At 60.6% G+C, this 25,944-nt stretch carries 27 protein-coding genes and 3 pseudogenes; 17 read left to right on the top strand and 13 right to left on the bottom strand.

Annotation, left to right across the window (positions count from 1 at the left end):
• Positions 1-283: 283 nt before the first annotated feature.
• Positions 284-394: pseudogene (locus tag BC360_RS32825) on the top strand (FitA-like ribbon-helix-helix domain-containing protein); the annotation flags it as partial.
• Positions 395-824: 430 nt separating this feature from the next.
• On the opposite strand, the gene msrA reads toward BC360_RS32825, so the two are convergent.
• The 3 genes from msrA to BC360_RS22270 form a co-directional block, all read right to left on the bottom strand.
• Positions 825-1,331, bottom strand: a complete 507-nt coding sequence (gene msrA / locus BC360_RS22280; protein WP_065796967.1) for a peptide-methionine (S)-S-oxide reductase MsrA — start codon at positions 1,329-1,331, stop codon at positions 825-827.
• Positions 1,328-1,774 (bottom strand): peptide-methionine (R)-S-oxide reductase MsrB, encoded by a 447-nt coding sequence (gene msrB / locus BC360_RS22275; RefSeq protein WP_065796971.1) that lies wholly within the window; start codon positions 1,772-1,774, stop codon positions 1,328-1,330. Before msrB ends, msrA begins: the two co-directional genes overlap by 4 nt.
• A 108-nt stretch (positions 1,775-1,882) precedes the next feature.
• A complete protein-coding gene (locus BC360_RS22270) occupies positions 1,883-2,758 on the bottom strand; it encodes a LysR family transcriptional regulator (protein ID WP_065796966.1) in 876 nt (291 codons plus the stop codon).
• A 483-nt stretch (positions 2,759-3,241) separates the two neighbouring features.
• Here BC360_RS22270 and BC360_RS22265 point away from each other — a divergent pair, with 483 nt between their 5' ends.
• From BC360_RS22265 to BC360_RS22250, 5 genes are all read left to right on the top strand, one after another.
• Positions 3,242-3,544 carry an I78 family peptidase inhibitor gene (locus BC360_RS22265; RefSeq protein WP_065796965.1) on the top strand — a complete coding sequence of 101 codons (303 nt, stop codon included), beginning with the start codon at positions 3,242-3,244 and terminating at the stop codon, positions 3,542-3,544.
• A gap of 231 nt (positions 3,545-3,775) precedes the next feature.
• On the top strand, positions 3,776-4,069 hold the full coding sequence (locus tag BC360_RS22260; RefSeq protein WP_065785559.1) for a WGR domain-containing protein: 294 nt from the start codon (positions 3,776-3,778) through the stop codon (positions 4,067-4,069).
• Positions 4,070-4,124: 55 nt separating this feature from the next.
• A complete protein-coding gene (locus BC360_RS22255; RefSeq protein WP_053248700.1) occupies positions 4,125-4,403 on the top strand; it encodes an HU family DNA-binding protein in 279 nt (92 codons plus the stop codon).
• 351 nt (positions 4,404-4,754) lie between these two features.
• A complete protein-coding gene (locus BC360_RS33200) occupies positions 4,755-5,000 on the top strand; it encodes a DUF982 domain-containing protein (protein ID WP_139110156.1) in 246 nt (81 codons plus the stop codon).
• A 553-nt stretch (positions 5,001-5,553) separates the two neighbouring features.
• The gene (locus BC360_RS22250; RefSeq protein ID WP_065796964.1) at positions 5,554-6,342 is read left to right on the top strand and encodes an FkbM family methyltransferase; all 789 of its coding nucleotides are present in this window, start codon (positions 5,554-5,556) and stop codon (positions 6,340-6,342) included.
• A 100-nt stretch (positions 6,343-6,442) separates the two neighbouring features.
• On the opposite strand, the gene BC360_RS22245 is transcribed toward BC360_RS22250, so the two are convergent.
• The 5 genes from BC360_RS22245 to BC360_RS22225 form a co-directional block, all read right to left on the bottom strand.
• Positions 6,443-6,709, bottom strand: coding sequence for a helix-turn-helix domain-containing protein (locus tag BC360_RS22245; protein ID WP_065785537.1), 267 nt, complete (start codon positions 6,707-6,709; stop codon positions 6,443-6,445).
• A gap of 83 nt (positions 6,710-6,792) precedes the next feature.
• Complete coding sequence (locus tag BC360_RS22240) at positions 6,793-7,659, bottom strand: glycine betaine ABC transporter substrate-binding protein (RefSeq protein WP_065796963.1); 867 nt, start codon at positions 7,657-7,659, stop codon at positions 6,793-6,795.
• A 64-nt stretch (positions 7,660-7,723) separates the two neighbouring features.
• Positions 7,724-8,602: an ABC transporter permease gene (locus tag BC360_RS22235; protein ID WP_065796962.1), complete on the bottom strand. Its 879-nt coding sequence runs from the start codon at positions 8,600-8,602 to the stop codon at positions 7,724-7,726.
• A gap of 26 nt (positions 8,603-8,628) precedes the next feature.
• Positions 8,629-9,861, bottom strand: coding sequence for a glycine betaine/L-proline ABC transporter ATP-binding protein ProV (gene proV / locus BC360_RS22230; protein WP_065796961.1), 1,233 nt, complete (start codon positions 9,859-9,861; stop codon positions 8,629-8,631).
• 575 nt (positions 9,862-10,436) lie between these two features.
• The gene (locus tag BC360_RS22225; protein ID WP_065796960.1) at positions 10,437-11,222 is read right to left on the bottom strand and encodes a carbohydrate porin; all 786 of its coding nucleotides are present in this window, start codon (positions 11,220-11,222) and stop codon (positions 10,437-10,439) included.
• On the opposite strand from BC360_RS22225, the gene BC360_RS31810 reads away from it, so the two are divergent.
• Positions 11,221-11,616 carry a hypothetical protein gene (locus tag BC360_RS31810; RefSeq protein WP_065796959.1) on the top strand — a complete coding sequence of 132 codons (396 nt, stop codon included), beginning with the start codon at positions 11,221-11,223 and terminating at the stop codon, positions 11,614-11,616. The two genes, BC360_RS22225 and BC360_RS31810, sit on opposite strands and share 2 nt — an antisense overlap.
• A gap of 204 nt (positions 11,617-11,820) precedes the next feature.
• Here the strand turns inward: BC360_RS31810 and BC360_RS22215 are convergent, their stop codons facing one another.
• The 3 genes and pseudogenes from BC360_RS22215 to BC360_RS22210 all read right to left on the bottom strand — a co-directional run bounded on the left by BC360_RS22215 (position 11,821) and on the right by BC360_RS22210 (position 14,579).
• Positions 11,821-13,404, bottom strand: a complete 1,584-nt coding sequence (locus BC360_RS22215; RefSeq protein WP_244512864.1) for an amidohydrolase — start codon at positions 13,402-13,404, stop codon at positions 11,821-11,823.
• Positions 13,405-13,464: 60 nt separating this feature from the next.
• Positions 13,465-13,572, bottom strand: a pseudogene (locus tag BC360_RS33195) (twin-arginine translocation signal domain-containing protein); the annotation flags it as partial.
• Positions 13,573-13,955: 383 nt separating this feature from the next.
• Positions 13,956-14,579, bottom strand: coding sequence for a TetR/AcrR family transcriptional regulator (locus BC360_RS22210; RefSeq protein WP_244512862.1), 624 nt, complete (start codon positions 14,577-14,579; stop codon positions 13,956-13,958).
• A 305-nt stretch (positions 14,580-14,884) separates the two neighbouring features.
• Here BC360_RS22210 and BC360_RS22205 point away from each other — a divergent pair, with 305 nt between their 5' ends.
• From BC360_RS22205 to BC360_RS22160, 10 genes are all read left to right on the top strand, one after another.
• The gene (locus BC360_RS22205) at positions 14,885-15,712 is read left to right on the top strand and encodes a uracil-DNA glycosylase (RefSeq protein ID WP_065796970.1); all 828 of its coding nucleotides are present in this window, start codon (positions 14,885-14,887) and stop codon (positions 15,710-15,712) included.
• Positions 15,713-15,714: 2 nt separating this feature from the next.
• Positions 15,715-17,346: a GMC family oxidoreductase gene (locus tag BC360_RS22200; RefSeq protein WP_065785551.1), complete on the top strand. Its 1,632-nt coding sequence runs from the start codon at positions 15,715-15,717 to the stop codon at positions 17,344-17,346.
• The gene (locus BC360_RS22195; protein WP_065785552.1) at positions 17,343-17,663 is read left to right on the top strand and encodes an NIPSNAP family protein; all 321 of its coding nucleotides are present in this window, start codon (positions 17,343-17,345) and stop codon (positions 17,661-17,663) included. Before BC360_RS22200 ends, BC360_RS22195 begins: the two co-directional genes overlap by 4 nt.
• Positions 17,664-17,814: 151 nt before the next feature.
• Positions 17,815-18,840, top strand: coding sequence for a BMP family ABC transporter substrate-binding protein (locus BC360_RS22190; protein ID WP_065785563.1), 1,026 nt, complete (start codon positions 17,815-17,817; stop codon positions 18,838-18,840).
• 74 nt (positions 18,841-18,914) lie between these two features.
• On the top strand, positions 18,915-20,432 hold the full coding sequence (locus BC360_RS22185) for an ABC transporter ATP-binding protein (protein ID WP_244512860.1): 1,518 nt from the start codon (positions 18,915-18,917) through the stop codon (positions 20,430-20,432).
• On the top strand, positions 20,429-21,475 hold the full coding sequence (locus BC360_RS22180) for an ABC transporter permease (RefSeq protein WP_065785554.1): 1,047 nt from the start codon (positions 20,429-20,431) through the stop codon (positions 21,473-21,475). Before BC360_RS22185 ends, BC360_RS22180 begins: the two co-directional genes overlap by 4 nt.
• Positions 21,460-22,353, top strand: a complete 894-nt coding sequence (locus tag BC360_RS22175; protein WP_065785555.1) for an ABC transporter permease — start codon at positions 21,460-21,462, stop codon at positions 22,351-22,353. The genes BC360_RS22180 and BC360_RS22175 overlap by 16 nt, the downstream gene beginning before the upstream one ends.
• A gap of 41 nt (positions 22,354-22,394) precedes the next feature.
• Positions 22,395-23,906 carry an amidohydrolase family protein gene (locus BC360_RS22170; protein ID WP_065796956.1) on the top strand — a complete coding sequence of 504 codons (1,512 nt, stop codon included), beginning with the start codon at positions 22,395-22,397 and terminating at the stop codon, positions 23,904-23,906.
• Positions 23,907-24,194: 288 nt separating this feature from the next.
• Positions 24,195-25,109: a glutathione-dependent disulfide-bond oxidoreductase gene (yghU, locus tag BC360_RS22165; RefSeq protein WP_065796969.1), complete on the top strand. Its 915-nt coding sequence runs from the start codon at positions 24,195-24,197 to the stop codon at positions 25,107-25,109.
• 10 nt (positions 25,110-25,119) lie between these two features.
• On the top strand, positions 25,120-25,497 hold the full coding sequence (locus BC360_RS22160) for a hypothetical protein (RefSeq protein WP_065785557.1): 378 nt from the start codon (positions 25,120-25,122) through the stop codon (positions 25,495-25,497).
• A 27-nt stretch (positions 25,498-25,524) separates the two neighbouring features.
• On the opposite strand, the pseudogene BC360_RS32820 reads toward BC360_RS22160, so the two are convergent.
• Together BC360_RS32820 and BC360_RS22155 are read right to left on the bottom strand one after the other, a co-directional pair.
• A pseudogene (locus tag BC360_RS32820) lies at positions 25,525-25,641 on the bottom strand (HNH endonuclease); the annotation flags it as partial.
• An 87-nt stretch (positions 25,642-25,728) separates the two neighbouring features.
• Positions 25,729-25,944, bottom strand: a 216-nt coding sequence (locus tag BC360_RS22155; protein WP_244512704.1) for an isocitrate/isopropylmalate family dehydrogenase, incomplete at its 5' end; no start/stop codon positions are given.

The raw sequence follows: 25,944 nt of genomic DNA, 5'->3' as shown, positions 1-25,944 counted from the left end.
CCACCAGGCGGAAGGTCGTCATCCTTGCTCCCAACGTTGACATTGACCAGCGCGTCGAGAGGCGAGAGTGTCGCATCTCTAACTGGCCCAACTGTCGCATTACTAAATAGCCACTACACATGCTGATCGCGTAACTTACATTATGGAATTTCCGGCATTCCTAAAATTCGGTCACCTTCGGCGCGTTCTACTCCGACCGGGATCACACTACGGTGTTTTTCTGGCCGGTCGCCCAATGAGCCAAGTTCTTGAATCATCTGCAATCAATGATGAATGAAGGAGAATGCGATGGCGGAGTATGACCATTCGAAATCTCGATGACAGTTTAAAGCAGCGCTTGCGGGTCCGCGCCGCGTCCCATGGCCGGTCCATGGAAGACGAGGCACGCGACCTCAGTTGCTGAAGCCGAAACCCGATACGGCATGGCAAGAATGGATCACGGTCGACGCCGACAACAACTTGAGCACGCCGTCATCTCAATCTTCAACGACGATTTCGCCGGCAGAATTCTACCATTCGACAACGAGGCGGCTTGTGCATACGCGGCCGTCGCGTGTGAACGGTTTCAGGCCGGACGACCGATCAGCCAGGTCGATGCCCAGATCATCGCCACGCCAACTCGGGACCAGCAACAGTGACCTGCGGACCGAGGGGATAGCAACGGTGATGTGGCTCCGACGCGCTCTTGGCCGCAAGGCGGCTGCGAGCGCACGGGCTCGATAGCGCACCTCCGGTCTGTCGTACATCTTACTCGAGCATCCCAGTACTCCGGCAAATCACCGGAACGCTGGGATGCCATTCTCTTGAAGCTGACGTACCGGCAGTTACGCGGCGGCCTCCCGCCTGGGCAGCACCCAATTCGCCCGCGGAAAGTGGCAGGTGTAGCCGTTGGGATAGCGCTCCAGGTAATCTTGGTGTTCCGGCTCCGCTTCCCAAAAATCGCCAGCCGGCTCGACTGAAGTCACGGCTTTTCCTGGCCACAGGCCCGACGCGTCCACGTCTGCGATCGTATCTTCGGCTATTCGTCTCTGTTCATCGCCCAGAACGAAAATCGCCGATCGGTAGGAGCTGCCGATGTCGTTTCCCTGTCGGTCGACCGTGGTTGGGTCGTGAATCTGGAAGAAGTACTCCAGAATCCGGCGATAGCTGATCGTGTCGGGATCGAACACGATCTCAATGGCCTCGGCATGTGCGCCGTGGTTGCGATAGGTCGCATTCGGTACGTCGCCGCCGGTATAGCCCACGCGGGTCTTGATGACGCCAGGCAGCGCGCGGATGAGATCCTGCATGCCCCAGAAGCAGCCACCGGCCAGAACAGCTTTCTCGGTCATATGATAGTCTCCACTTGGTTGAGATAGGCACCATAGCCCTCGGCGTCCATTTCGCCGAGCGGAATGAACCGCAGTGCCGCGGAGTTGATGCAATAACGCAACCCGCCCCGGTCTGCCGGGCCATCTGTGAACACATGGCCGAGGTGACTATCGGCATGAGCTGAGCGTACTTCGGTGCGGATCATGCCATGAGAACCATCCGCCACTTCCTGAACATTTGCGTGTACGATCGGCTTCGTAAAACTCGGCCAGCCGCAACCGGAATCAAACTTGTCGGCGGAGGCAAACAGCGGTTCGCCGGAAACGATGTCGACGTAGATGCCCGGTTCCTTGTTGTCAGTGTACGCCCCGGTAAAAGGGCGTTCCGTGCCGCTTTCCTGGGTCACGTGATATTGGATGGGCGTCAGCCTGCCGATCGCATCTTCGGTCTTTGTGTACTTCACTGCCATAACTCCTATTGGCTCGGTTGCTCCCAATATGGCGAGTGGCCGGCTGGTTTCCCAATAGCGGACGTGCATAGATTCAATAGCGGTGCCATGGCGCGTCTCGGCTCAGTCCCAATCGTGACGGGCCGCCATCTGTGCGAGCTTGCGCACCTCAAGCGGCGTGCCGGACCCGGAAATGGATACCAACACCACCTCTCGCGCCAACGACATGCCCTCAATCGTACGGGTGGCTATTCCCTCAACGACGACCGAGCGCTCGGGCATGATGCATATCGCGCGCGCTTCCGCCACCAGCTGCTGGACCCAGTCCTCGCGATCGGCGCTGAAACGCGGTTGCATCACCGCATTTTGGTTCATCAGGTGCTCTGTGATCTGGCTATGGAACTCGCAGGCGAGCCGATCGACATATGGATAGGAGGCGATGGCCCCGGCGCTGACCACGTCATCTCCTGCGAGCGGATGCCGCTGCGCGCAAGCCAGCAGAAATCTCTCACGAAACAGCGGCACGATGTCGAGCTTGGGGTTGGCGCGCGGCGCCTCCGGCAGGATGCACGCATGATACTTGCCGGAGAGCACCTCGTGTGCGCCCTCACCGGCCAATAGTTGATGCATGTTGATGTTTACGGCAGGGAGCTGGCAGAGCACATCGTCAAAGAATGCCGTGAATGCAGCGGGACCGATGGTCGGGGCAACGGCGATGTCGAGAATACGGCGGCGGCCGTGCACTGTACTTTCTGAATGTTCGCGCACATTTCGAAGGGCGAGTTCAACGCGCATGAATTCGGCCTGGACGTCGCGACCGAGCGCCGTCAGTCGGCTGTCCTTGCCATCGCGGTAGATCAGTGCGCTGCCCAGCTCTTCCTCGAGGCGCTGAATCGCTCGCGTCAAACTGGGCTGCGAGACGCCGCTTCGACGCGCGGCTTCCGTGAAGTTCAACGTTTCAGCCAGATTGAGGAAGTACCTAACCTGATTGATATCCATTTCTCATTCCGCGTTGGTTGCCTGGATGCAGTCGCAAAACTGGCGTGCTTGCAGCCTGCCGAGCACATAGCTTGACGCAACCATGCGCCCAAGTGAAGGGCATGAGCGGCATTGGTTTGGCGCGAATCTGGGTAGTCCGTTGTCCGCGCTCATATAGACAGCGCGCTTCCCAGCAGCGAAGGATCTGGCGGCAGCACGTCGCATAGCGGCCGAGCTTGCGCGCTTGGACGCATCGGCGTTGATGTCTCCCACGCGAAGGTCCATGCCAAGGATTGTGCGCCGGTGGATGCTGATGGCGAAACCTGACGAAATTGTCCTTCGCAACATGGGCTTTTGCCGGCACCGGCGCATCTCTGGGATAGCGGCCCAGTGTTCTTCCGCCATGAGCCGACCCCGGGACAGGCGGCGATGCACGAATTCAACCCGGCCAAGCCTCGCTGCCGCCTTATTCCTTCGACACTTTCGAAATGAAAGGATTGGCCCTTGATTTATGCTCGTCATCTCGCCGCGCTTGCAGCAAGCCTTCTTCTGCTTGGGGCTGCCGGTTGCCAGAAGGAGCCGGAATCGACCGCTGCCCAGGCCGCTGGCGCCTGCAAGCCGGAGGCTGCAGAAGCGCTGGTCGGTAAAGACAGAATTTCCGACGAGGACGCAAAGCAGGTGACGGGTGCGACGATCGTCAGGCAACTGAAGCCCGGGGATCCGGCGACGATGGATTTTCGGCAGGAGCGCGTAACGATCGAAACGGATCCGGCGACGGGTAAAATCGTGCGCGCCATGTGCGGATAGGCGCCGACGGAAGTCATGAAAACGGCCGGGCTTTTCAGCCCGGCTTCTGCCGGGCGAGAACGGGCCAAAATCGATCGCCGTGTCCGCCGGCGCGGACGGCCGCTGTCGAGCCGATGATCGGGCTCCTTATCATGGCATTGAAGAACTCACATCAACGACGTGAATCGGTTCGCCCCAACCGATTCAAAACTCTCATTGGACGCCGACTCCTCGGCACGCGATGCTGTGTTCATGACCCAGCAGTGCTCCAGCCTCTACTTTCAGCGGATAGACCCAAACCGAAACATGGCGCGTTATTATGCGCTTTCGATACAGCCGACGCTCTTTGGCGAAACCTCTCTTATCCGTGCCTGGGGCCGCATCGGCACGCTCGGCCAGGAGATGAGCCATCACTTCGCATCCGAGGCTGACGCCGTAGCACTCCTTCTCGATATCGCCCGCCGAAAGAGGGCGAGAGGCTATGTTCCCATGCCAAGTTGTGGACAATCGCCGGAAGAGGCGGTCGTTATTGCGCAAGGCCGATGACATCGGCCCTATTCGCGCAAAGGATCATCTCGTCAAAAACGAGGAGGAACACCCTTTGACGACCACGACAGAAATTGCAGAAAAGATCGCCAGCGAGCATGGCCTCACGAAGGTTCAAAGCAAGGCAGTCGTCGAATCCGTGCTTGCGGCGATCTCCGCCGCCTCGGTCTCCGGCAACGAGACTTCCCTGCCCGGCTTCGGCAAGTTCAAGGTGAAGGCCACGCCAGAACGCGAAGCCCGCAATCCCGCAACCGGAGCTACGATCAAGGTCGCGGCAGCAAGGAAGCTATCCTTCGTGCCGGCAAAAGCTCTGAAGGACGCGCTCAACAAGTAAACACTCGACGCCTGCGGCTCCGCCGACGCGCGGGGCCGCTTACATCTGAGTTGTGCCGATGCTCGGCCACGCGCATGCTCGGATGGTCATGTCCCGCCAATTCCGTCGGTGTTTGCATAAACCAAACCCACGTCTTCGGGCCGCTTGAAGTTGCGCCCCCGGGCACTCGGCCGACGTCGTCCATCTGCCCGACAGGAGGAACAAACCTGCGATCTACAGCGCCGCGCGTCAGATATGACGCGCAAAGGACGCTGTAACGCATTAAACTTGCTGCATAGTTTCCTCCTTAAATCGATTCCGATTTAAGGAATTATGCAGTAGGCGTTCTGCGGCGAAACGGAGGCAGCCCAGATGCAGGGCATCAATCGGGATCACCCCGTCAGCTCGGCGCCAATGGGGAGCGGTGTATCAACGGGCCACAGGACGCGCTTCAGTATAAGCGAATGGCCGCAAGGAGGATGGTTCTACGAACGGGCCAGAAATCGCTGTCACGCGGCGCTTGAACGCGGCGAAAACCTTGGGCTTTCGCGGAAGGCCTTCATTGGCGCGGCCATCGAATGTTCGTTCCCGATTGCGGAGGACGATATCGCCTCTTGAGTTACTGGCAGGCAGCCGGATCTCACCGTCAGGCCAATTCTCCACAGCGTCCGAATTTCCTCTGAAATCACAAGCCCGTAAGCGTGTCCGCGCCTGTGGATAACCGGTGCATCACTTGAAGGTCGTTTGCCTTGTCCCACTGCCGTTTTTCCGGTGGCAAGAAATCCGTCTGGAGTGCAGAGGCTCCGGTCTTCCCGGGTGGTTAGTGTAGCAACTATCGAAGAGGCCGCGCCCTGCTCCTGCACGCGCGGCCTCTATTTCCTGCATCTGCCACGGGCCCATTCTTGCGATCGCTTCCGCAGGATCCGCGCCTCCTCGAACCTCGTTTTCTCGCCCCGCGTGTTCCCTGTCGGTTAAAAGACCGGTCTTGGTGACTGTGCGCTTCCGCAGCGAGGCCCGCTCAACTACGCCGGGCGGGAAATCAGCGGGCTGACTTGCTGATCGTGATAATCCCAATGCCAGATGCTGCCAGCGCCCGCGATGAAGCGCAGAGAATTAACGCGATGGAAAGCCAGCGCTGCTAGCACTCCTGGGTTGAAAAGGAGAGCCCATCATGCTGCCTGCCTCGTGGAAGCCGATTGACGCCGGTGGCCTGATCCGTCTCGGATCTCCACGTGACGGCGGTTATGTCGTGTCGGAGCGGGCGGTTCGTGCCTCCAGGCTTCTGATCAGCATGGGATTGAACGACGACTGGCAGTTCGAAAAGGAGTTTCGTAAGCTTGCCGACGTCGGCGTCGTTTGCTTCGACCACTCCGTCACCTGGAAATTCTGGCTGCGATACTATGTCGAGCAGGCCCTGCGGCTTCGCTGGGCAAGACTGACGCGCTATCTGGACTATCGGTGGTTCTTCAGCCGGCCCGGGGTAGAGCATCGTCCCATTAGAATTGGTTATGATCAACCGGGCGAGGTCAGTGTCGCTGGTCTCCTCAAAGAATTCACCGGGAATGACATCTTCCTCAAGATCGATATCGAGGGCTCCGAGTATCGTATCCTTGACGACCTGGTGAAATATTCGGACCGCTTCACAAGCGTCGTGATGGAATTCCATGATATCGACCTCAACAGAGATCGGATCGCGAGGTTTGTGGAGGGAATGGCGAATTTCAAGATCGTCTTCCTCCATGCCAACAATTATGGCGGAAGCGATGGCCAAGGCGACCCCCTGGTCATCGAGATGAGCTTCGTTAGAAAAGATCTGCTCGATCCGGTCAAGCCGGGAGACGCACGCCCCGACCTACCGGCAAACACGTCACGACTTCCCGACATCGAATTGCGGTACGCTCCGGTGGACACAAACGCCACGGCCGGCGCTTCCCGCACCCTTCCGGCTGGAGCCGACTGACTTGCGAACAAGCGGCCCACGACAAGTGCAGCCGCTTCGTCGGACAAAACGATCCCCCCAGGCGGAATGAAAACCAGCCGCCCAGAGGAAAGATGAGACGTTACGACGAAAGGTACCTTGGTCCTGTTCCCCGTCCCGTCAGCAGCCATGAGAGGCTCACGCTGAGAACGCCGGCAATCATCGTCAGGCGATTGGCGCGTGGAGCAGCTCGGTCATTTTCCCAATCGAACCATGTGCTCGTATCGACGCCGACGACCTTGGCCGCGCTTTGTGCTGAAACATTCAGCGCATCGCGGGCGAGCGACATGCGTCCGCCAATCGTGTCATCCTGGACGCAGATCGCCTTCTCACAATCATTGAAGTTCATCGATATCCCTTTCCATTCTGATGCGAGTGGTCGCCCGGCACGGTTTGACCGACGCCGGGCTCTTTCTCAGTGGTCTGACCGGCTTACTTTCCGGTCCAGGCTTTCACCTGATCGGGATGATCAGCGATGTATTTCTCAACCGCAGCTTCATAGGAGGTCTGCTGCGCCTGGAACATCGCGGCTTCCAGATCGCCGATCGGCAGCTTCATGCGGGAAAGGAAGCCGGCGACATCAGGATTGTCCTGCTTGAACCCCTTGCGCGCCAAAACGTCGACATGTTCGGCTTCACCGAGCGCGCCCTTCGGATCGGCGATGTAGCGAAGGTCGTATTTGCCGAACATCCAATGGGGGCTCCAGGACGTCGCAATGAACCATTTTTCGGTTCTGATCGCGCGGTCGACCGCCGTCAGCATCCCGGCTTCGCTGGAGATCTGAAGCTTGTAACCGTCGAGGCCGTAGTCCTTGAGCGCCTTTTCCGAAAGACGCGTCAGGCCGGCGCCGGGATCGATGCCCTGAACTGTCGAGGCAAGCTTCTGCTTGATCTCGGGTTTCTGCAGATCCTCGATCGAATTGAGCTCGCTTTCCGGAATATAGGCTGGGACGACCCATCCGAGCTTGGCGCCCTCATAGACAGTGCCGAGCGTCTCGACCTTGTCCTTTACCTTGCCGTAGTAATCGGCATGGGTCTGCGGTAGCCATGCCATCATCATCGCATCGAGATCGCCGCGGCTCACACCCTGATAAAGCGGCGCCACGTCGGTCTGCACGAGCTCGACATCCCGCCCCAGCTCATCCCTGATGATCTTCGCCGCCAGCTTGGTGACGAATTCCGCGTCCGACCATGCTGCCCAGCCGATTTTCACCGGCTTTGCTTCTTGCGCGAAGCTGGCGCCTGCCGGGCCGGTAACGAACATGGCGGCCAGGCCGATGGTTGCGATTGTCTTGAACATATCCAATCCTTCCGTGCATTTCGAATGATCGCGGACACATGTCCGCTGATGAAGAAGCCTGCGCTCAGGCGGCTTTGGCCTCGGGCTCGCGCAACCCAAATTTGGAGAACGGCAGGCGCCAGGTGGCGCGCTTCTTTCCAAGGCTTTGGGTCAGGCGGTCGAGAATGACGGCGAGGATGACCACGGCCAGACCGCCCTCAAAGCCGGTGCCGACATCGAGCCGTTGAATGCCGGTCAGCACCGTGTTGCCGAGGCCGCCGGCGCCGATCATCGAGGCGATGACCACCATGGACAGAGACAGCATGATGGTCTGGTTGATGCCCGCCATGATCGACGGCATCGCGTTGGGCAGCTGAACCTTGAGAAGAAGCTGGGTTGGCGTGCAGCCAAAGGCATTGCCCGCCTCAACGAACTCCACATGCACCTGCCGGATGCCGAGATTGGTCAGGCGCACCACCGGCGGCATCGAAAAGATGACGGTCGCAATGGTGCCCGGAACTGCGCCCAGCCCAAAAAACATTGCCGCCGGGATGAGGTAGACGAAGGCCGGCATCGTCTGCATCAGATCAAGCCCCGGGCGGATGATCGCGGCGACGGAATCCCGGCGCGCCATGGCCACGCCGAGCGGCAGACCGACGATCATCGCGATCACAGTCGAAGCAATGACCAGGGACAGCGTCTCCATCATCGCTCCCCACAGCCCCATCTGCCCGACCAGTGAAAGCGCCAGGCCGGCAAAGACCGCAAAGCCGAATGAGACGCGCCATAAAGCGAGAAGAACAAAGATTGCAATGCCGAGGGGCATCGGAATGCTGAGCAGGCCGCTCTGCAATCCGCTCGTCACGAATCCGATCGAAGCGGCGATGAAGTCGAGCGTGGGCGAAAAATTGTCGAGGATGTAATTGACGGCCGAATCGATGCCGTCTCCGATGTCGAAGCTCATGGTATTATCCGATTGGCTGGTGAGGTTCAGTTGGCGCGGTCGAGCGTCTCAAGCAGAGCCGACTTGCTAATGGCGCCGATGTAGCGGTCCTGATCGTCGACGACCGGAACCGGCCATGCGCTTGCCGCCACTTGCCCAAGGACGCTCGAGAGCTGCTCGCTGGCAGGGATCGGCGCGGCGTCCGCAAGGAAAGCCTTGCGATACGGGTCTTCCGCCTTCGAACGGATCTTCTCCATCAAGGACGCCTGGCTGACCATGCCATGGTATTTCATGTCGCGGCCGACGATGATCGCGAACTCCCGATCGCGGCTCTTCATCTGCTCCAGCGCGGCAGCGGCAGAAACGCCCTGACGCTCTATGATCGTGATCTGGTTCTTTCGCGCCACGTCGCCGGCCTTGAAAACCTGCGATACGTCGACATTGCGGAAGAACGACCGGACATAGTCGTTGGCAGGATTGCCGACGATTTCGTCCGGCGTGCCGACCTGAACGACGTTTCCATTCTGCATGATGCAGATACGGTCACCTATGCGCATCGCCTCATCGAGATCGTGGCTGACGAAGACGATCGTGCGGCTTTGCTCGGATTGCAGACGAACCAGCTCGTCCTGCATTTCAGTGCGGATCAGCGGATCAAGCGCCGAGAATGCCTCGTCCATGAGCAGGATCGACGGTTCGCTTGCCAGAGCGCGGGCAAGGCCGACGCGCTGCTTCATTCCGCCTGACAGCTCGTCCGGACGGCTTTCGCCATAGCCGTCGAGCCCGACGGCTTTCAGCGCGGCCATGGCCTTGGCCTTGCGTTCGGCCTCGCCGACGCCGGCCACTTCCAGCCCGAAGGCGGCGTTGTTGAGAACAGTGCGGTTTGGGAGAAGCGCGAAGGACTGGAACACCATGCTGATGTCCCGGCGACGGAGCTCGATCAGAGCCTTGCGCGACATCTTCGTAATATCGTGGCCGTCGATCTCGATCGATCCGGATGTCGGCTCGATCAGCCGGTTGAGGAGGCGCAGAAGTGTGGATTTCCCGGAACCGGACAGGCCCATGATCACGAAGATCTCACCCGCCCTGATATCGAAGCTGGCGTTGTTGACGCCAATGGAGCAACCGGTTGCTCGGTGAATCTCTGCCTTGCTCTTGCCGGAGCGAAGGAGCTCCAGGCCATCTTCGGGCCGTTCCCCGAAAATCTTGTAGACGTCCTTCAATCTGATCTTGGTCGAACCCTCGGACGTGCCGTTTTCGTGTTCCGTCGTAAAAGCCATAAAAAATTGCCGCCTGCTCAATAGCTGACGCACTCTCCTTGTTTGTGGCTTTCAATACTCCTCAAGCAAAATTCACTCAAGGAAACGCGTTTTTAGACACCATCATCCATCCACATGAATGATGGTCAAGTTAATCCTCGATAATCACCAGATGAGTATTATTATAATAATACATGCTGCATTGATGAGCGCGAAGAAACCGTCGTTTCTACAATGACAGATAGCTGCAGAGGCGCAAAGGATTGCCTTTATTACGACACAGAGTTCCGGATGTCCATTGAAAATTCTATTTTTTCGCGACTGGGACCCATTGGTATAAATCAGCGGCGCTCCTGCGACACCCAAACGCCCTGCAAAAATGTGCATGTGTGTGGCCGGTTTTGCGCCAGCCAAAAGGGGTTTTCGGAGCGATGAGTGACATCGATAAGCGACCGCTGACCGCTAGCTGACGACTTCGTTGCGGTAGACGCCCCATAGGTCCACTTGCCTGACTGCGCTAAGGTCGAACTGAGTGTGAACTTTCGTCCTGCACGCGCATGATGGCACTTGTTTGGCCCCCGAGCGCCGATCGCGTTTCAGAACTTCACCTGTGCCCGCAGGCTCCCTAAAACAGCGGTCGACGCATCCTCCACGCCCGGCGCAATGACCTGCAAGTCCGCGGTCAGTCGGAACCAGGGGGTCACCGCCATGTTATAGAAGCCCTCCACGCCCTGCTCGTCCCTCAGGCCTATTCCGACTGTCCCCAGGCCGCCAACAAGATCATTGCTGAACGAGTAGCGGAAATAGCCGATCCCCCATCGATCGAGGTTGCGGCCGCGGATAAAGCTCGTCCCGCCGACGCCGAGGATGGCACTCCAATCCAGCGGGTTCGGATTGCCGTCGGAGACGCCGAATTGGCCGAACACCCCCCACCCTTCCTGCGGGTTGGCAGGGTTCTGAACCAGGTACTGTTGGAACGATGCGCCGATAAACCAGCTTCCCTTCTTGGTGCCGACGAATTGGCCGCTTTCGCTGGGCAGGAGGAGAAATGGTATGTCCGCGAGGTCGATACCTTCCTTGTTGCTGTACACAACCTTCACGCCGTAGAAGCCGCTCAGTCCGGAAATCTGGACGGGTACGGTCGCAGATACCATCCCCGTGACCCCCTCACTGAACGGATCTTTCAGGACATCCTCGTTCTGCGCGTTGCGTGGGTCGTACACAAGAAGATTGAGTACGACCGGGTCGGTCTTGACGGTGAGGTTCGCGCCCAAAAGGTAAGGCGGCGTGAGTCCCGTGATCGGCGCAGCAATCGCAAGATTCTGGAACGTATCGATGCCGCCTCCACCCATCAGGGGTGTCTTGGCGATCACGTCCAGCATGTTGAATTTTCCCAAACTCAACGAGACCCGCTCATTGAAATTCTGGGTGACTACGAGCGAAAGATCCTGGTCCGAGGCGCGGCAGGGCCAGGGCCGTGTTGACCGGAATCAACGTCCCATCGCCGATCGCATTTGCGTCTTCGCCATAGATCAGTTCAGCATGAGCGGTTACGAAGAGGCCATGCTAGAGGCCAAGCTTTTCGCCATCGAGCGTAACGATGATGTCACCCTTGCCGCCGTAGCGCCAATCAGTATCGCCGTCGCCCGCAATCCCGCCTCCATAGAACTGCGTCCACCAAAAATCGATGTCGATGCCCGCCTGGCGAAGTTCGGCCCTGAGACTTCCAGGGCCACCGTCCAGCAGTTCCGGGCGAGTCCAGAACGACTGGCCTGAATTTGCCCCGGCTTGATCTTGCGCTCCCGCTCCTTCAGCGAAGAATAGCACGACGATCGCAACCAGCGCGCTTGCTCGCTGCACGAACCACCCACCTGTCATCACTCAGCCCCCAATTCCGGCGTCCCCATTCACCAGCGTGCGCGGGTTCCTCGATCGCGGCCACGACTTCCGAAGGCCGCGACCTCCCAATCCGGCCGTTCGCTAGATCGTGTAGACGGTGGCACCTTCCTTTATCGTCTCTACGACCTTCAGGCTGGCGAGCGCATCAGCCTCCGTCGTCAACGGGTTCTGGTCCAGAATGACAAAATCAGCGAGCTTGCCGGCCTCGATCGACCCTTTGGTCGCCTCCTCGAAGTGCTGGTAGGCCGGCCAGATCGTCATCGCCTTGAGGGCGTTCTCGACGCTCACACGTTGGTTCGGCCCGAGAATGTCGCCGCTTCTGGTCCGGCGCGCTACGGTCGCCGAGAGCACGCGCATGGAGTCCGGATTGGCAACAGGCGCGTCGTGGTGCGAGGTGAAGATCATGCCTCGCTCAAGAGCCGACGCGCAGGGCGATATGTTCTCCGCCCGCACCGGGCCGAGCACGGAGTCGCGATGCCAGTCGCCCCAATAGAATGTGTGCATGGGAAAGAAGGAAGGGATGATGCCCAGTTCTTTCAAGGAATCGAGCTGGTCGATACGACAACACTGGCCATGAATGAGAACGGTGCGGCGATCGCCTCCACCGTGCCTTTTGGTGGCGTCGCCAACAGACGCGATCAGTTGGTCGATGGCGGCATCGCCATTGCAGTGGACCAGAATCGGCCAGCCCTTGGAAAAGGCCAGGTTGATGGCCTCGGTAGCCTGTTCGTTCGTGATGGCTGGGTAGCCGACATAATCGGCGCCCTGGCCTTCCGGCGGCACGAAATAAGGTTGTGTCAGCCAAGCCGTCTTGCCTTGCGGCGAGCCATCTATGGTCAGCTTGGCGCCGCCGATCCGAAGCCGATTTCTGTAGTCCTTCGTTGGGGCAATCGCCTCGACGGCATCGAGAATATCGGGGTGCATCAGTACATCCACCGGCAGCAGCTTCTTTTCCGCCGCATTGCCGAGCATAGCCGCCCAGACACCCATGGCGCGCGCTTCCTGGACCGTCGTGTATCCGAAGCTCGCGCTGAACCGAGCCCCCGCGCTGATCATCGCGAGATAGGCGTCCTCATCGAACCGCGCCGCAAGCGTGCCCATGACCTGGAAGAATGCATATTCCTCCATGACCCCATTCGGCTCGGAACTACCCTCCCTGCGGCGAAAAATGCCGCCCTTCGGGTTCTCGGTACTCGCAGAGACCTTCGCGATTTCCAACGCCTTGCTGTTGGCTGTACCAAGATGGCTGGACTGGTGGATGAGGATGATCGGCACGTCGGTCGAAACCGCGTCGAGATCATCGCGCGTCGGGTGTCGCTGTTCCTTGAGCTGGGAATCGTCGTACCCGAAGCCAATTACGACCCCGTAGCGTTCGATCGCCTTGCCGTTCTTGCCGATCCAGTCCTTGATCAACCGCTGGATGGCCGCGATATCCGCGCCCTCTCCGTCAGGAGGCGGCAGAAGATTGGCGGAAAGCGCCTGCAGGCCGATCATGATCACATGTCCGTGGGGGTCGAAAAACCCCGGAAGCATCGTCCTGCCGCCAAGGTCGATCAGTTTCGGTTGGCCAGCAGCCCTTTTTTCAACATCGGCGCGCGGCCCGGCCGCAATGATGCGCCCGGCGCGAACAAGCACCGCTTCCGCTGTGGGAGCGGCATCGTTCATGGTGAGAATCGGGCCGCCGAAATAGAGGCTGTCACCCTCATCCGTTTGCGCCCGAGCTTCACTGCAAACGAAACTGCTTCCGCCGAAGCCCGCAGCTATCGCGGTTGCCCCAGCGCCCTTGAGAAACGTTCGTCGAGAAGTACTAAACCCGCTCGTAATGGCGCTCATCAGAGGACCGCAAGCAACGCACCTGATCTCCTCCCGCTTTGATTGTTGGGTACTATACCTTTTCTAGTTATAGCTTAGTTTTTTCTGAGAAACTACACTCTGAGCCTGGCAAGACAGGGACGGCCCTGCCGACCGCTGAACTGTCCGTACGTCGCGTCGACGGGTCTCTTACAACACCGCAACGCACAATGACGCTATCTGCATTGGGTCGATAGTGTTGAAAAAGTCTAGCGCTACCGGAAATGAAACCTATCTGGACGAGAAAGCCGAAGCGCTCGATCAAAAGCTGCGTGTGGCGGTCCGCCGGTTGGAAACAGGCAGACCATCACCAAAGGGCTCGAGGTGGACTTCGACCCGACAAGAGCAATGCCTGAGGCCCGTCGCTATGTCCGCGGCCTCAGGCCATTCAGCACCGTTTCGGATATCGTTCGAGCCGCCGCGTTGTAGTCGCTCGCTTTGAGTTGCCCCACCTGCAGAGCATCACAGGCCAGGGCCTCGAACTCGGCGTAGAACTGCGTCGCCGACCACAGCATTATGAACAGATGTCTTGGGTCCACCGGCGCGAGTTTTCCGGCGGCTACCCACGCGTTCAATACCTCCGCCTTCTCGGCGGTGACCTCCCGCATGTGCTGGCGGGCATCCGCCGGCAGATGTTCGGCACCTTGCAGGATCTCGTTGGCAAACAGGCGGGTCTCGGCGATGTTTCGCCGCGCATGCTCGAGCTTCGCCTTGATATAGGCCTCGATCGCCTCGGCCGGCTCCCGATCCGCCGAGATATGGCGGAACGCCTGGTCCCAGCTGTTGATCAGGTGAGCGATCGTTGCTTTGTAGATCTCCTCCTTGGAGGAGAAATAATAATAGACGTTTCCCTTCGGCAGGCCGGAAAGCTCGGCGATCTCGTTTATTCTGGTGCCATCCAGACCCTTGCGCGAGAATAGCTCCGTCGCCGCCTTCAATATCTTCAAAACGTTGCGCGCCCGTATACGCTCGTCCGCGTTGTCGGTCACGAGCTGCTTTCGCGATTTCTCAGCACTGGCCATTTTGCTGACGATCCATCCTTGTTGATCTCACAGGGTCACTAATCCCGGTCGACATTGCCGACGCCCTTCCGGCCGAACCATTGCAGCCCTTTCTAGCACAACTGGCGAGAGTGGACTCGAACGGTTCGGCCTATCACCCCTTAAAAAATAAGTTGACAATTTGGTCAACTTTTTTCATGAAGAAATTGACCGTTTGGTCAGGTTTTTCAGCCGACCACAAAACGGAACGCCTTGGGAGGGGGTGCGCATTGGCCATGCTGTTGAAAGACGCCATGACGGAGTTCACGATCAACTGGTCGCTGGACCTCGACGCGAACTGGCGCGCGCTCATCGGCCAGGCGGAGCCCGATATCGATGCGATCGCAGCGGAGCTCGAGCTCGAGGTCTGGGAGCCGATCTTTCCCGTGCGTCGCGGCAAGATCTTTCCCGGAATGCCGGCAGGCGCGCATTGCCTGCGCGCCTTCGACGCCATCTCGCCTGAAGATGTCCGGTGTGTCGTTCTCGGCCAGGATCCCTATCCCGAACCGGGCTTTGCCACAGGCCGCGCCTTCGAAACCGGCAATGTCGCGGCCTGGCACGAGCTCGACAAGATGTTCTCGAAGAGCATTCGCGCCTACATGCAGCTGATTGTGGCGGCGCGCACCGGCGATCAGAGCTACGCCCGCAATTTCGATGACTGGCCGAAGACGCTTGCCGCGATGGAAAGCGGGCTGGTGGATATGGAACCGCCGGCGGGTGTCGCCGATCGCTGGGTGACCGATGGCGTCCTCCTGCTCAATGCCTCGCTCACGCTCACGCGCTTCAAGGTGTCGATCGATCCGCATCAATCGGCCGGGCACCTCAGGCTTTGGCGGCCCATCGTCAGGCAAGCGCTGCAGGCGCTCGCCGAGCGCGGGACACCGCTGGTTTTCATCGGCTTCGGCGATGCGGCGGCGGAAGCCCTTCTGGAGGTAGGGATCGATGAGCGCAGTGCCGGTCACCTGCGCTGCATCCTTCGTGATCACCCCGCCAGGGCCGAAGCGGTCCTCTCTCGGCCAAACCCGTTCATCCTTTGCAACGAATATCTGGAGGCGATGGGCGCAAAGCCCATTGCGTGGTAACCATGGCGGCTCACGATACCTACGACTTCATCATCATCGGCGCCGGTTCAGCCGGTTGCGTGCTGGCAAACCGGCTTTCGGCCGATCCATCGCACAAGGTTCTCTTGATCGAGGCCGGCGGCAGGGATGCCAACCCGCTCTTTCGCCTGCCGATGCTGATGGGAAAGCTCTTCCATTCCGGAATCTACAACTGGCACTACCACACGGAACCCGAGCCGTTTCTCAATGGCAGGTCGCTCTATTGGCCGCGCGGCAAGGTTCTCGGCGGCACCTCGACGATCAACGGCATGATCTATGTGCGCGGCAATCGCCACGACTATGACCGCTGGGCACAGATGGGATCGTCCGGTTGGTCCTATGACGAGGTTCTGCCGGCATTCCGGCGTTCGGAGGCGCATGTTCAGCGCCGCGACGAATACCACAATGGCGAGGGCGAGCTGACCGTCTGCCGCGCTCGCGGCTGGAACACGCTGCTTGACGTCTTCAACGAGGCCGGCGGACAGGCGGGGCATCCGCTCAACGACGACTTCAACGGCGCCGACCAGGAAGGCTTTGGCCGCTACGACTTCACGATCAGCAAAGGCAAGCGCTGCTCGACCGCCTATGCCTTCCTGCGTCCGGCAAAGAACCGCCGCAACCTGACGATCGTGACCCGGGCTCAGACACAACGGATCATTGTCGAGAACGGTCGCGCCGTCGGCGTCGAGTTCCGCCAGAAGAACGGAATTCGGCGGGTCCATGCGGATCGCCAGGTGATCCTTTCTGCCGGCGTCGTCAACTCGCCTCAGATCCTCATGCTGTCGGGCATCGGCCCGGCCGACGAGCTCGCCAAGTTCAACATCCGCAGCGTTCAGGACCTGCCGGGCGTCGGCAAGAACCTTCAGGACCATGTCGACTGCGTCATGGCCTATGAATGCCCGCAGCCGGTGACACTCTACTCGGATCTCAGAGCCGACAAGCTGACCTGGTCGGTCATCCAGGGCATGCTGTTCGGCAAGGGCATCGCGACAACATTTCCTTACGAGGCCGGCGCCTTCGTCAAGTCGCGATCGGACCTGACCGCCCCGGATATCCAGCTGCATTTCATGCCGGCGCTCGAAAAGACGGCCAATCTACACTTTCCAAATCCCTTCAAAAAGGTGCCCGTCGAGGCCAATCACGGGTTCTCGATCCGTGTCGGCCCGGTCAATCCGGAGAGCCGCGGCGAGATCACGCTGCGTTCCGACAATCCGATGGAGCCGCCGAAGATCAGCGCCAACTATCTGCAGACCGATTTCGACGTGCGCACCATGATCGATGCCATCCGCATGACCCGCGACATCATCAATCAGAAGGCCTTCGACAAATACCGCGGCCGGGAGCTTGCGCCGGGACCGACGGTCGACAGTGACGGCGACATGGTCAAATGGTTGCGGGCAAACGCCATGACGACATTCCATCCGGTCGGCACCTGCAAGATGGGCAACGACCCGATGGCTGTGGTCGACAACCGTCTCAAGGTTCGGGGGATCGACGGACTTCGCGTCGCCGACGCCTCGATCATGCCCATCATCTCCAGCGGCAACACCAACGCCCCCGCCATCATGATCGGCGAACGGGCCAGTGACTTCATTCTAACGGAGACCTCGCGATGATCGTCGAACACCGCACCTATACCTTCCGCCCCGGCACGGTCGACGGCTGGATGAAGAAGTACGAACAACAGGGGCTGCCGATCCAGAAGCGACACCTCAACCGCTTTCTCGGACTTTATGTCAGCGAAATCGGACATCTGCACACGACGGTGCTGATGTGGGGCTATGACAGCCTGGCTGACCGCGAGGCGCGCCGGGCCGCCATGTATGCCGATCCCGAGTGGCAGACGTTCATCTCCGGCGTGTGGGCGCTCGACGCCATCCAGAGCCAGGACGTGATGATCATGAATCCGGCGCCGTTTTCTCCCGGCGCCTGAGCATGCCGGGCGCGAGGTTCGCGCCCGTTTACGCAGAGAAGGTGGCGAATATGTCGCCTCTACAACGAAAAGAACCGGAAACCGGAACTCCAGAAGGAACATCGACATGACGAAAAAGATCACTGATGGGATGAGCCTGATCAATCGCGCGATCGATCGCCGCTTTTTCCTCAAGGCAACCGCCGGATTGGGCATGGCCAGCATGGCAAGCGGCTTGCTGGCCGCGGTCGCCCACGCCTCGGGAGGGCTCGTCGCCCTTGTGCATACGCAGGCTGCGGGAGACGCCGGCCCGGTCGATTCCATGATCGCCAGGCTGAAGCAGCTCTCTGATGAAAAAGGGTTCGAATACCGCGCCGTCTATGCGCAGGATCCGGCAACCTACGAAACGATATTTCGCACGCTCGGTGACGCCGGCGCAGCCGTGATCGTCTCGACCTTCAACGAAGTCGCCGAGCCGTTCAAGGCGCTGGCGCCATCCTACCCCAACACCAAATGGGTACAGCTGTTTGCCGATCCCTTCGAGCCGGCCATTCCGAACGTGGTCACGGTTTCCTACGACTACTATCTCGGCTGCTATCTCTCGGGCATCTTTGCCGCCCGGATGAGCAAATCCGGCAAGCTCGGCTTCATCGGCGGTGTTTCGATCCCGCCGATCAACGCGGATTTCAATGCGTTCAAGGCCGGCGTCCTTTCTGTCCGACCGGACGCGACCGTCACATCGGCATTCGCGGGCTCCTTCCAGGACCCTGCAAAGGGCCAGGAAATCGCCACGCAGATGTTCAGCAGCGGCATCGACTTCATCCAGACCGATGCCGCGGCCACCGATTTCGGCATCATCGCGGCCGCCAATGAAGTACCTGGCCGGCTCGTCAGCGTGCTCGATCCGGCGCAGTTTCCCAAAGGTCCGCAATCCGTGATTTCGATCGTCGGCCTGGATTTCGGAACGTCGCTCTACAACGAAGTGAGCAAGGCCCTGGGGTCTGGCTGGGCCGGTGGTACGCACGAGCATACCGGGCTCGGCACCGGCGTGATCGACTTCATCCGCTCTCCCATCTTCAAGGAGCAAGGGCCGGCAGAAATCGTCTCTGCCGCGAAGGCGACAGAGGCGGAAATCGACGCGGCGCGAGCTGCGATTCTCGACGGATCGCTGAAGGTCGAATTCAATACCAAGCTCTAAGATACCCGAGCTGAACGGATCATGCTGCGATGATGGAAGACAGATCCCCCATATTTGAGTGCCGGGATGTCACCGTGCGCTACGGTGACATTACGGCACTTGCCGATGTCGGCGTGACGTTCGAGCGCGGCATGATCCACGCCGTCGTCGGCCAGAACGGCGCGGGCAAGACAACCTTTGCCCGCGTTCTGGCCGGCCTCGTCCGGCCGGCGGCCGGCAGCCTCAAGTTCAGCGGCCGGTCGCATGCCGGCGGCAGCGTCAACGATGCCCGCAGGGCCGGCGTCGAACTCGTGCACCAGAGCTTCGCGCTACCGCCATCCTTTACCGTGGCCGAAGCAATGCAGTTCGGCGCCGAAGGGGGCAGCCTGTTTACCCGGTCTGCCCTTGAACGCCGCTGGCAACCGCATCTCGACAGCCTCGACGTCAAGGTGAAGGCGCGCCAGCGCATTCGCGACCTGCCCGTCGAGATCCAGCAGGGCGTGGAGATCGCCCGCGCGCTCGTGTCAGAGGCAAAGCTCCTCATTCTCGACGAGCCGACTGCCGTGCTCTCGCCGGAAGGCACCGAGAAGCTCTTCGAGCGAATAAGGCGGCTCAAGGCGCGCGATGTAACGGTCATCCTGATCCTGCACAAGATCAGGGAGGTGCTTGCCATCGCCGATACCGTCACGGTGCTGCGCGGCGGTCGCCTCGTCGACGGCCCGCTTGATTGCACTGAAATCGATGCGGACAGGCTTGCCGAGCTCATCATCGGCCCGGCAGCCACACGCGGCCTCAATGCCGACGACAAGGCGGCCCTTACCGGCTCTGCAACCGTCGCCCATGCGCACATCGAGACATCTTCCGCCCGGAAAAACTCGGTTCTGGAAATGCGTGCTGTCTCGACCCGGGCCGATACGGAAGGTCCGGCGCTCGACAACGTCGACCTCACGATCTCGGCCGGTGAGATCATTGGTGTCGCTGGCGTCGAGGGCAACGGTCAAAGGACGCTGGTGCGGGCAATCTCCGCGCTCGTTGACGTTGTCGACGGCACGCTTGCCATCGGTGGCGACGACGTTACCGGCAAGCAGCTGGCAGCAAGACGGGCCGCCGGTCTGCGCATCATTCCCTTCGAGCGAAACGTCGAGGGCCTCAGCCTTTCAAGCTCGCTCTGGGAGAACTGGTCGGCGCGCAGCCTGCTGCAAATGCCGCTTCTCGCCGCCATCAATCCCGTAACGATACAGAAGCGCTGCGCGGCGGCATTGAACCGTTGGGACGTGCACTATGCCAACGTTGCGCAGCGCGCCGGCTCACTTTCGGGCGGCAATGCCCAGAAGGTCATTCTCTCGCGCGAGATGGACGAGGACGCCCGGCTGATCCTTGCCGCACAGCCGACCCGGGGCCTCGATATCGGCGCAACCTCCTTCGTCTGGGATGCCATGCGCGACGCCAAGGCGCGCGGCTGCGGTCTCCTGTTCATCTCGTCCGACCTCGATGAAATCTTCGACATATCCGACCGTGTGGTCGTCATGCTCTCCGGTCGGATCGTCGCTGAATTTCGCCCGCCCTATGATATTTCCGCTGTCGGTGCTGCCATGACGGGAGTCCTGAAATGACCGAACGTCTCGTCTCGGTGCTGCGCGCCGTGATCTTCGTGCTGCTTGGCCTTGCGCTTTGCGGCATCATGTTCCAGCTCGCGGGCTACTCCGCTCCGCTGATGTTTCAGGCCATCGCTGACGGCGCGTTCCTCCGAGCAGGCGCGCTGCAGCAGGCCCTGCGGTGGAGCCTGCCGCTGTTCATAACTGCCACGGGCGTCGCTCTTTCGTTCAGGGCCGGCTACTTCAACATCGGCGCGCAAGGCCAGTTCTACATCGGCGCCGTGTCGGCAGCCTTCATGGCCGAGTGGTTGAATGGCGCCCCCGCGGCGATCGTCATCCCGGCCTGCATCGCCAGCGGCATGCTCGGTGGTGCTGCCTGGGCGCTCTGGCCGGGCCTGTTGAGGCTGAAGTCGGGGGCCGATGAAGTCATCACGACGCTGATGGGCAACTTCCTTGCTGGCCTCGTCCTGCTCTATGTAACCGCCGGCCCGCTCAAGGATCCCTCCGGTTCCGGCCAACAGGCATCGAGCCGCCCGCTCGACGCCGCCTATCGCATCAGCGATTCCATGGGGCTGTCGCCAACGATCGTGGCGATCGTCGCTGTTGTCGGCGTCGCGATCTGGCTGCTTATCAACCGCACAACCTTCGGCGTCCTGTCGGGTCTCGCCGGCCGTAACCCGACGATGGTGGAATGGCAGGGCGCCCGCACCTGGCGGATTGGCCTTGCCAGCTTCCTCATTAGCGGCGCCTTGGCGGGGCTTGCCGGAACCGTTGAGCTGATGGGCCCGAACGGGCGGTTGACCGGCGGGTTCCTGCCCGGGCACGGCTTCACCGCGATCCTGATCGCCCTCGTTGCCAATTTCTCGGTGGTTGGCACCGCATTTGTCGCCCTGTTCTTCGGCGGCCTGGCGTCGGCCGCACTTTACCTGCCCATCATGGCGGGTCTGCCTTCGGCCGCCATCGATGTCATCAATGCCGCCATCGCACTCTTCATCACGGCCAAGTCCAGTCTGATCGACCGGATCGCAAAACTTAAGGGACGGACATGGAAGACATCGTGATCGCCATCCTGCGGTCGGCAACGCCGCTCGTCTACGTCACCCTTGCCGGCGTCATCGCCCAGCGCGCGGGCATCTGGCATCTCGGTCTTGAAGGGCTGATGATATCAGGCGCGTGCGCAACCGTGCTCGGCATCGTCCTGACCGGTTCTATCTGGGCAGCGCTCTTTTGGGCTATCGCCGTCTGCGTCGCGGGCTCGGTATTGTTCTGGTTCGTCGTCGAGAAGCTGCGCGCCAACCAGATCATCGCCGGCCTCGGCCTCACGGGCCTGGGGCTTGGCGGCACGACGCTCGCCGTCCAGTCGATCTTCGGAACGCAGGCCGCCGTCAGCGCGCCATTCGGCCTGCCTCGACTGGGACCCGCCTTCGGCGCCTATGGCTCACTCTCTATCCTCGTGCTGCTGATGCCCGTCCTGGTGCTGGCGGTCTGGGTCATGCTTCGACGCACCCGCTTCGGTCTTCGGCTGGCAGCCTCTGGCGAACACCCGTTTGCCGCGCGTGGCGTCGGCGTGAACCCATCGGCCATGCGCCTCGCCGCACTTGTCATGGGCGGCGCCCTTTGCGCTCTGGCGGGTGCCGAGCTTGCCACCGGCAGCCTGCAGATCTTCGCGCAGAACATGACCGCCGGCCGTGGCTTCATGGGGTTCGCTGCCGTCATCTTCGGCGCCGGTCACCCGATCGGCGCGACGCTTGCTGCGCTGTTCTTTGCGATCGTCGGCGCGATCGGCATCAAGGCCCAGCTGATTTTTGGCGACCGCATCCCCCACGACCTTCTCTTGGGCCTTCCCTATATCGCGACCGTGCTTGGCATCTGGGTGAGCACCAAGCTGCGAGGCGGGACCAAAGCCGCAAACGGCTTCGCCGAACTGCGCAACGAGTGACACATGGCATACCCTGATCAACCTATCGCCAGGAGCCATCAATGAACCAGACTGTGATACGCAAGGCGACCCTGCTGACGATGGAGGGTACGAACGGATGCAAACCCTTCGAAGCCGATCTCCTGATCGAAGGGGGCCGGATCGCCGCCATCGGCGAAAACGTCGCCGCCGGATCCGACGCCGAGGTGATCGACGGTCGCAATCGACTGGTCATGCCGGGCCTGATCAACGCGCATACGCATTCGAGCGAGACTTTCTTTCGCGGCCGCTATGAAGGCATGCCGCTCGAGGTCTGGCTCCTCTATGCCTATCCCCTGCTCATGGGCTCGGTGATCGACGAGCGTCTTCTCTACCTCCGCAGCCTGCTGCTGGCGATGGATTCGCTGCGCAACGGCGTGACGACCATCTGCGACGATTTTTTCGATCCGCCCGCCCACGATCTCTCGCGTCTCGGCGCCGCATTTCGCGCTTACGAACAGGCCGGCATCCGCGCCAACGTCTCGAGCGCCGTCATGAACGTGCATACACTCGATGCTTTGCCCTATGCCCGCGAGGTCATGCCGAAGGCGCTGCAGGACAAGCTCGATTTCGGCCCGCCCTTGCCGGCCCGCGATTACATCGATTATTGCCGATCCGCATTCGCCTCGCTGCACGGAAAGCCCGGGCGGTTGCGTTTCATGATCGCGCCTTCCGCGCCACAGCGATGCACGCCGGACATGCTCGCCGCCTGCCACGATCTCGCAATCGAAATGGGCGTTCCGCTCCACACCCATGTGCTGGAGACCAAGACGCAGGCCGTAACCGGCCCGGAATTCTACGGAAAGAGCCTGATTGCCTACATGCATGAGCTGGGCGTGCTGTCGCGCAACACCACCATTGCGCACTCCGTGTGGGTGAGCGACGCCGACATCGCGTTGATGGGCGCGGCAGGTTGCTCCATCGCCCACAATGCCGTGTCCAACCAGAAACTCGGCGCAGGCATCGCACCAATCCGAAAATTGCTCGCTGCCGGTGTGGTTGTCGGGCTTGGCACCGATGGCGTTTCTTCAAACGACACTGCCCGCATCTTCGACGTCATGCGAACGGCGGCGCTCATTCACAGCACATCGGGCCCCGATTATGAGCGTTGGATCAAGGCGGAAGAGATCCTCGCCATGGCGACGATCGGCGGCGCGCGCAGCGCCATGCTCGAACAGCGCACCGGGTCATTGGCTCCGGGCAAGGCGGCCGATCTATTGATCCTCAACCTTAACACGCTCAATTTCTTTCCGCTCAACGACATTCCGAAGCAACTGGTATTTTCCGAAAACGGATCATCCATCGAGACCGTCATGGTTGATGGTGAGATCGTCGTTCAGGACGGCCGCCTCCAGACCGTCAACGAAGACGATGTGCTCGCCGAGATCCGCGAGCGCGTTCCCGCGCATCTCGCAGCGCATGCGGAACTGGAAAAACTCAACACGATTTTCCACGTTTCGATGGCGGAGATCCATCGCCGCGCGACCGCGCAGCCGATCGGTTTCGACCGTTACGCCGGAGACGCAATGCGTTGATCGCCGCTCGCACTCGGTGCGCGCCGGCCAGATCTTCGACTTCTTCGCCGGCGAAACGCTGCGACTGGCCGGTGAGGCGTCGGCAGACAACAATCAGTGCCAGCTACTGTCAGGATGACGCGATCAACTGACCGAGTGAGGTCAACCCCTTGTTGATGCCCTCCGTCGCGCCCACCTTGAAGTCGATCGGTAAAAGGTAGGTCTCGAGCAAGAATGATTGATTTCCCCTATCGAGAAATGCCAAATCCGGCAGATTGACGTGTTCCCGCGAAGACAAGGTTGAATTTCATGACCGAGAAATCCCCCGCCGACAATTTCCCCGCCGGCTATGTACCCCCCAAGGTCTGGTCCTGGGACAAGGGCAATGGCGGCGCGTTCGCCAGTATCAACCGCCCCATCGCCGGCCCGACCCACGAGAATGCGCTTCCCGTCGGCAAGCATCCGCTGCAGCTCTATTCGCTCGCCACACCCAATGGCGTGAAGGTCACGATCATGCTGGAAGAGCTTCTGGCCGCCGGCCATTCGGGCGCCGAATACGATGCCTGGCCGATTCGCATCGGCGATGGCGACCAATTCGGTTCCGGCTTCGTCGACGTCAATCCGAATTCCAAGATCCCGGCACTGATGGACCATGGGCCGAAGGGCGGTGGAAAGCCGGTCCGCGTCTTCGAATCTGGTTCCATTCTGCTTTATCTCGCGGAAAAATTCGGTGCGTTCCTGCCAGCCAAGCTTCGCGCCCGCACGGAAACCTTCAACTGGCTGTTCTGGCAGATGGGCTCCGCCCCCTTCCTCGGCGGCGGCTTCGGGCATTTCTATGCCTATGCGCCGATGCACATCAAATACGCCATCGATCGCTATGCCATGGAGGTGAAGCGGCAGCTCGACGTGCTCGATCGCCATCTCGAAGGCAATCGGTTCATGGCCGGTTCCGAATACACCATCGCCGACATGGCCATCTGGCCCTGGTACGGTAACCTGGCACTCAATCAGGCCTATGGCGACGCCGGCAATTTCCTCGATGTCCAGAGCTACAGGCACGTCCAGCGCTGGACGGCCGAAATCGCCGCCCGTCCGGCGGTCAAGCGCGGCCGTATGGTCAACCGGCTAAACGGCGACCCGTCCGAGCAATTGCACGAACGCCACCACGCCTCCGACTTCGATACGAAGACGCAGGACAAGATCGCTCAGAAAGAGACCGCGTAAGGAGGGTGGAATGGCCAAGCTGCCTGATATGACGAAACACCGGGGTTTTCCCTACGCCATGCCGGGTACCGGCATCCAGTTCGTTATCCGTCGCGCCAATCCAAAAGGGGCAACGCCGATCAAGGCATTGCCCCGCCATGCCCGGCCGGGCTCGGGGGCGCACCGCATCGACGCGGCATTCCTCCACGCACTTTGGCACCATTTCGGCGCGGGACCGTTCGAGCGTGGCAATCTTGACGCCGCCCGCCTCAATCTCCTGTTCGGCCGCGAGGTCGTGGCTGCTGAGAAGGACTTCGACCCGCTGTCCTATGAAGCCTTGCTCGTCATCAACGAAAGGCTCGCCCGCCAGAATTTCCCGGAATCGTTCGAGGACGTCTTCGAGGTATGAAGGCGGTGGGCCAGACCAACTGGCCCATCGACCGTTGACTTGTCTTGAGACCATGATGTCGACGTCATCTGAAAAGCTGATCAGGCCCCGGTCAAACATCCAGTGAGCGGTTCCCGAAAGGGCAGTTCCATTGGCAAGAATGTCAGAGACCGCGCGCGCCGCAACGCGCAGCTGGCGGGTGCGCTGCCGCACCCGCGCCTCTGGAAGGCCTACGGCCGTTTCGGGCTGCCGCTACGCAGACAGGCTCTTGAACTCGGAGAGGATGGCTTCGCCCATCTCGACCGTGCCGACCTGGCGTGCGCCTGCGGCCATGATGTCGCCGGTGCGGATGCCCTTGTCGAGCACGGTGGCGATCGCCTTCTCCAGGTTGTCGGCGTCCTTGACCAGGTTGAAGGAGTAGCGCAGGCACATGGCGAAGGAGGCGATCATGGCGATCGGGTTGGCGAT

This window comes from Ensifer sp. LC163 (assembly GCF_001695855.1).
Lineage (GTDB): Bacteria > Pseudomonadota > Alphaproteobacteria > Rhizobiales > Rhizobiaceae > Ensifer.
Note: the sequence above shows the minus strand (reverse complement) of the source record. Positions and strands in the feature narration are given on the sequence as shown.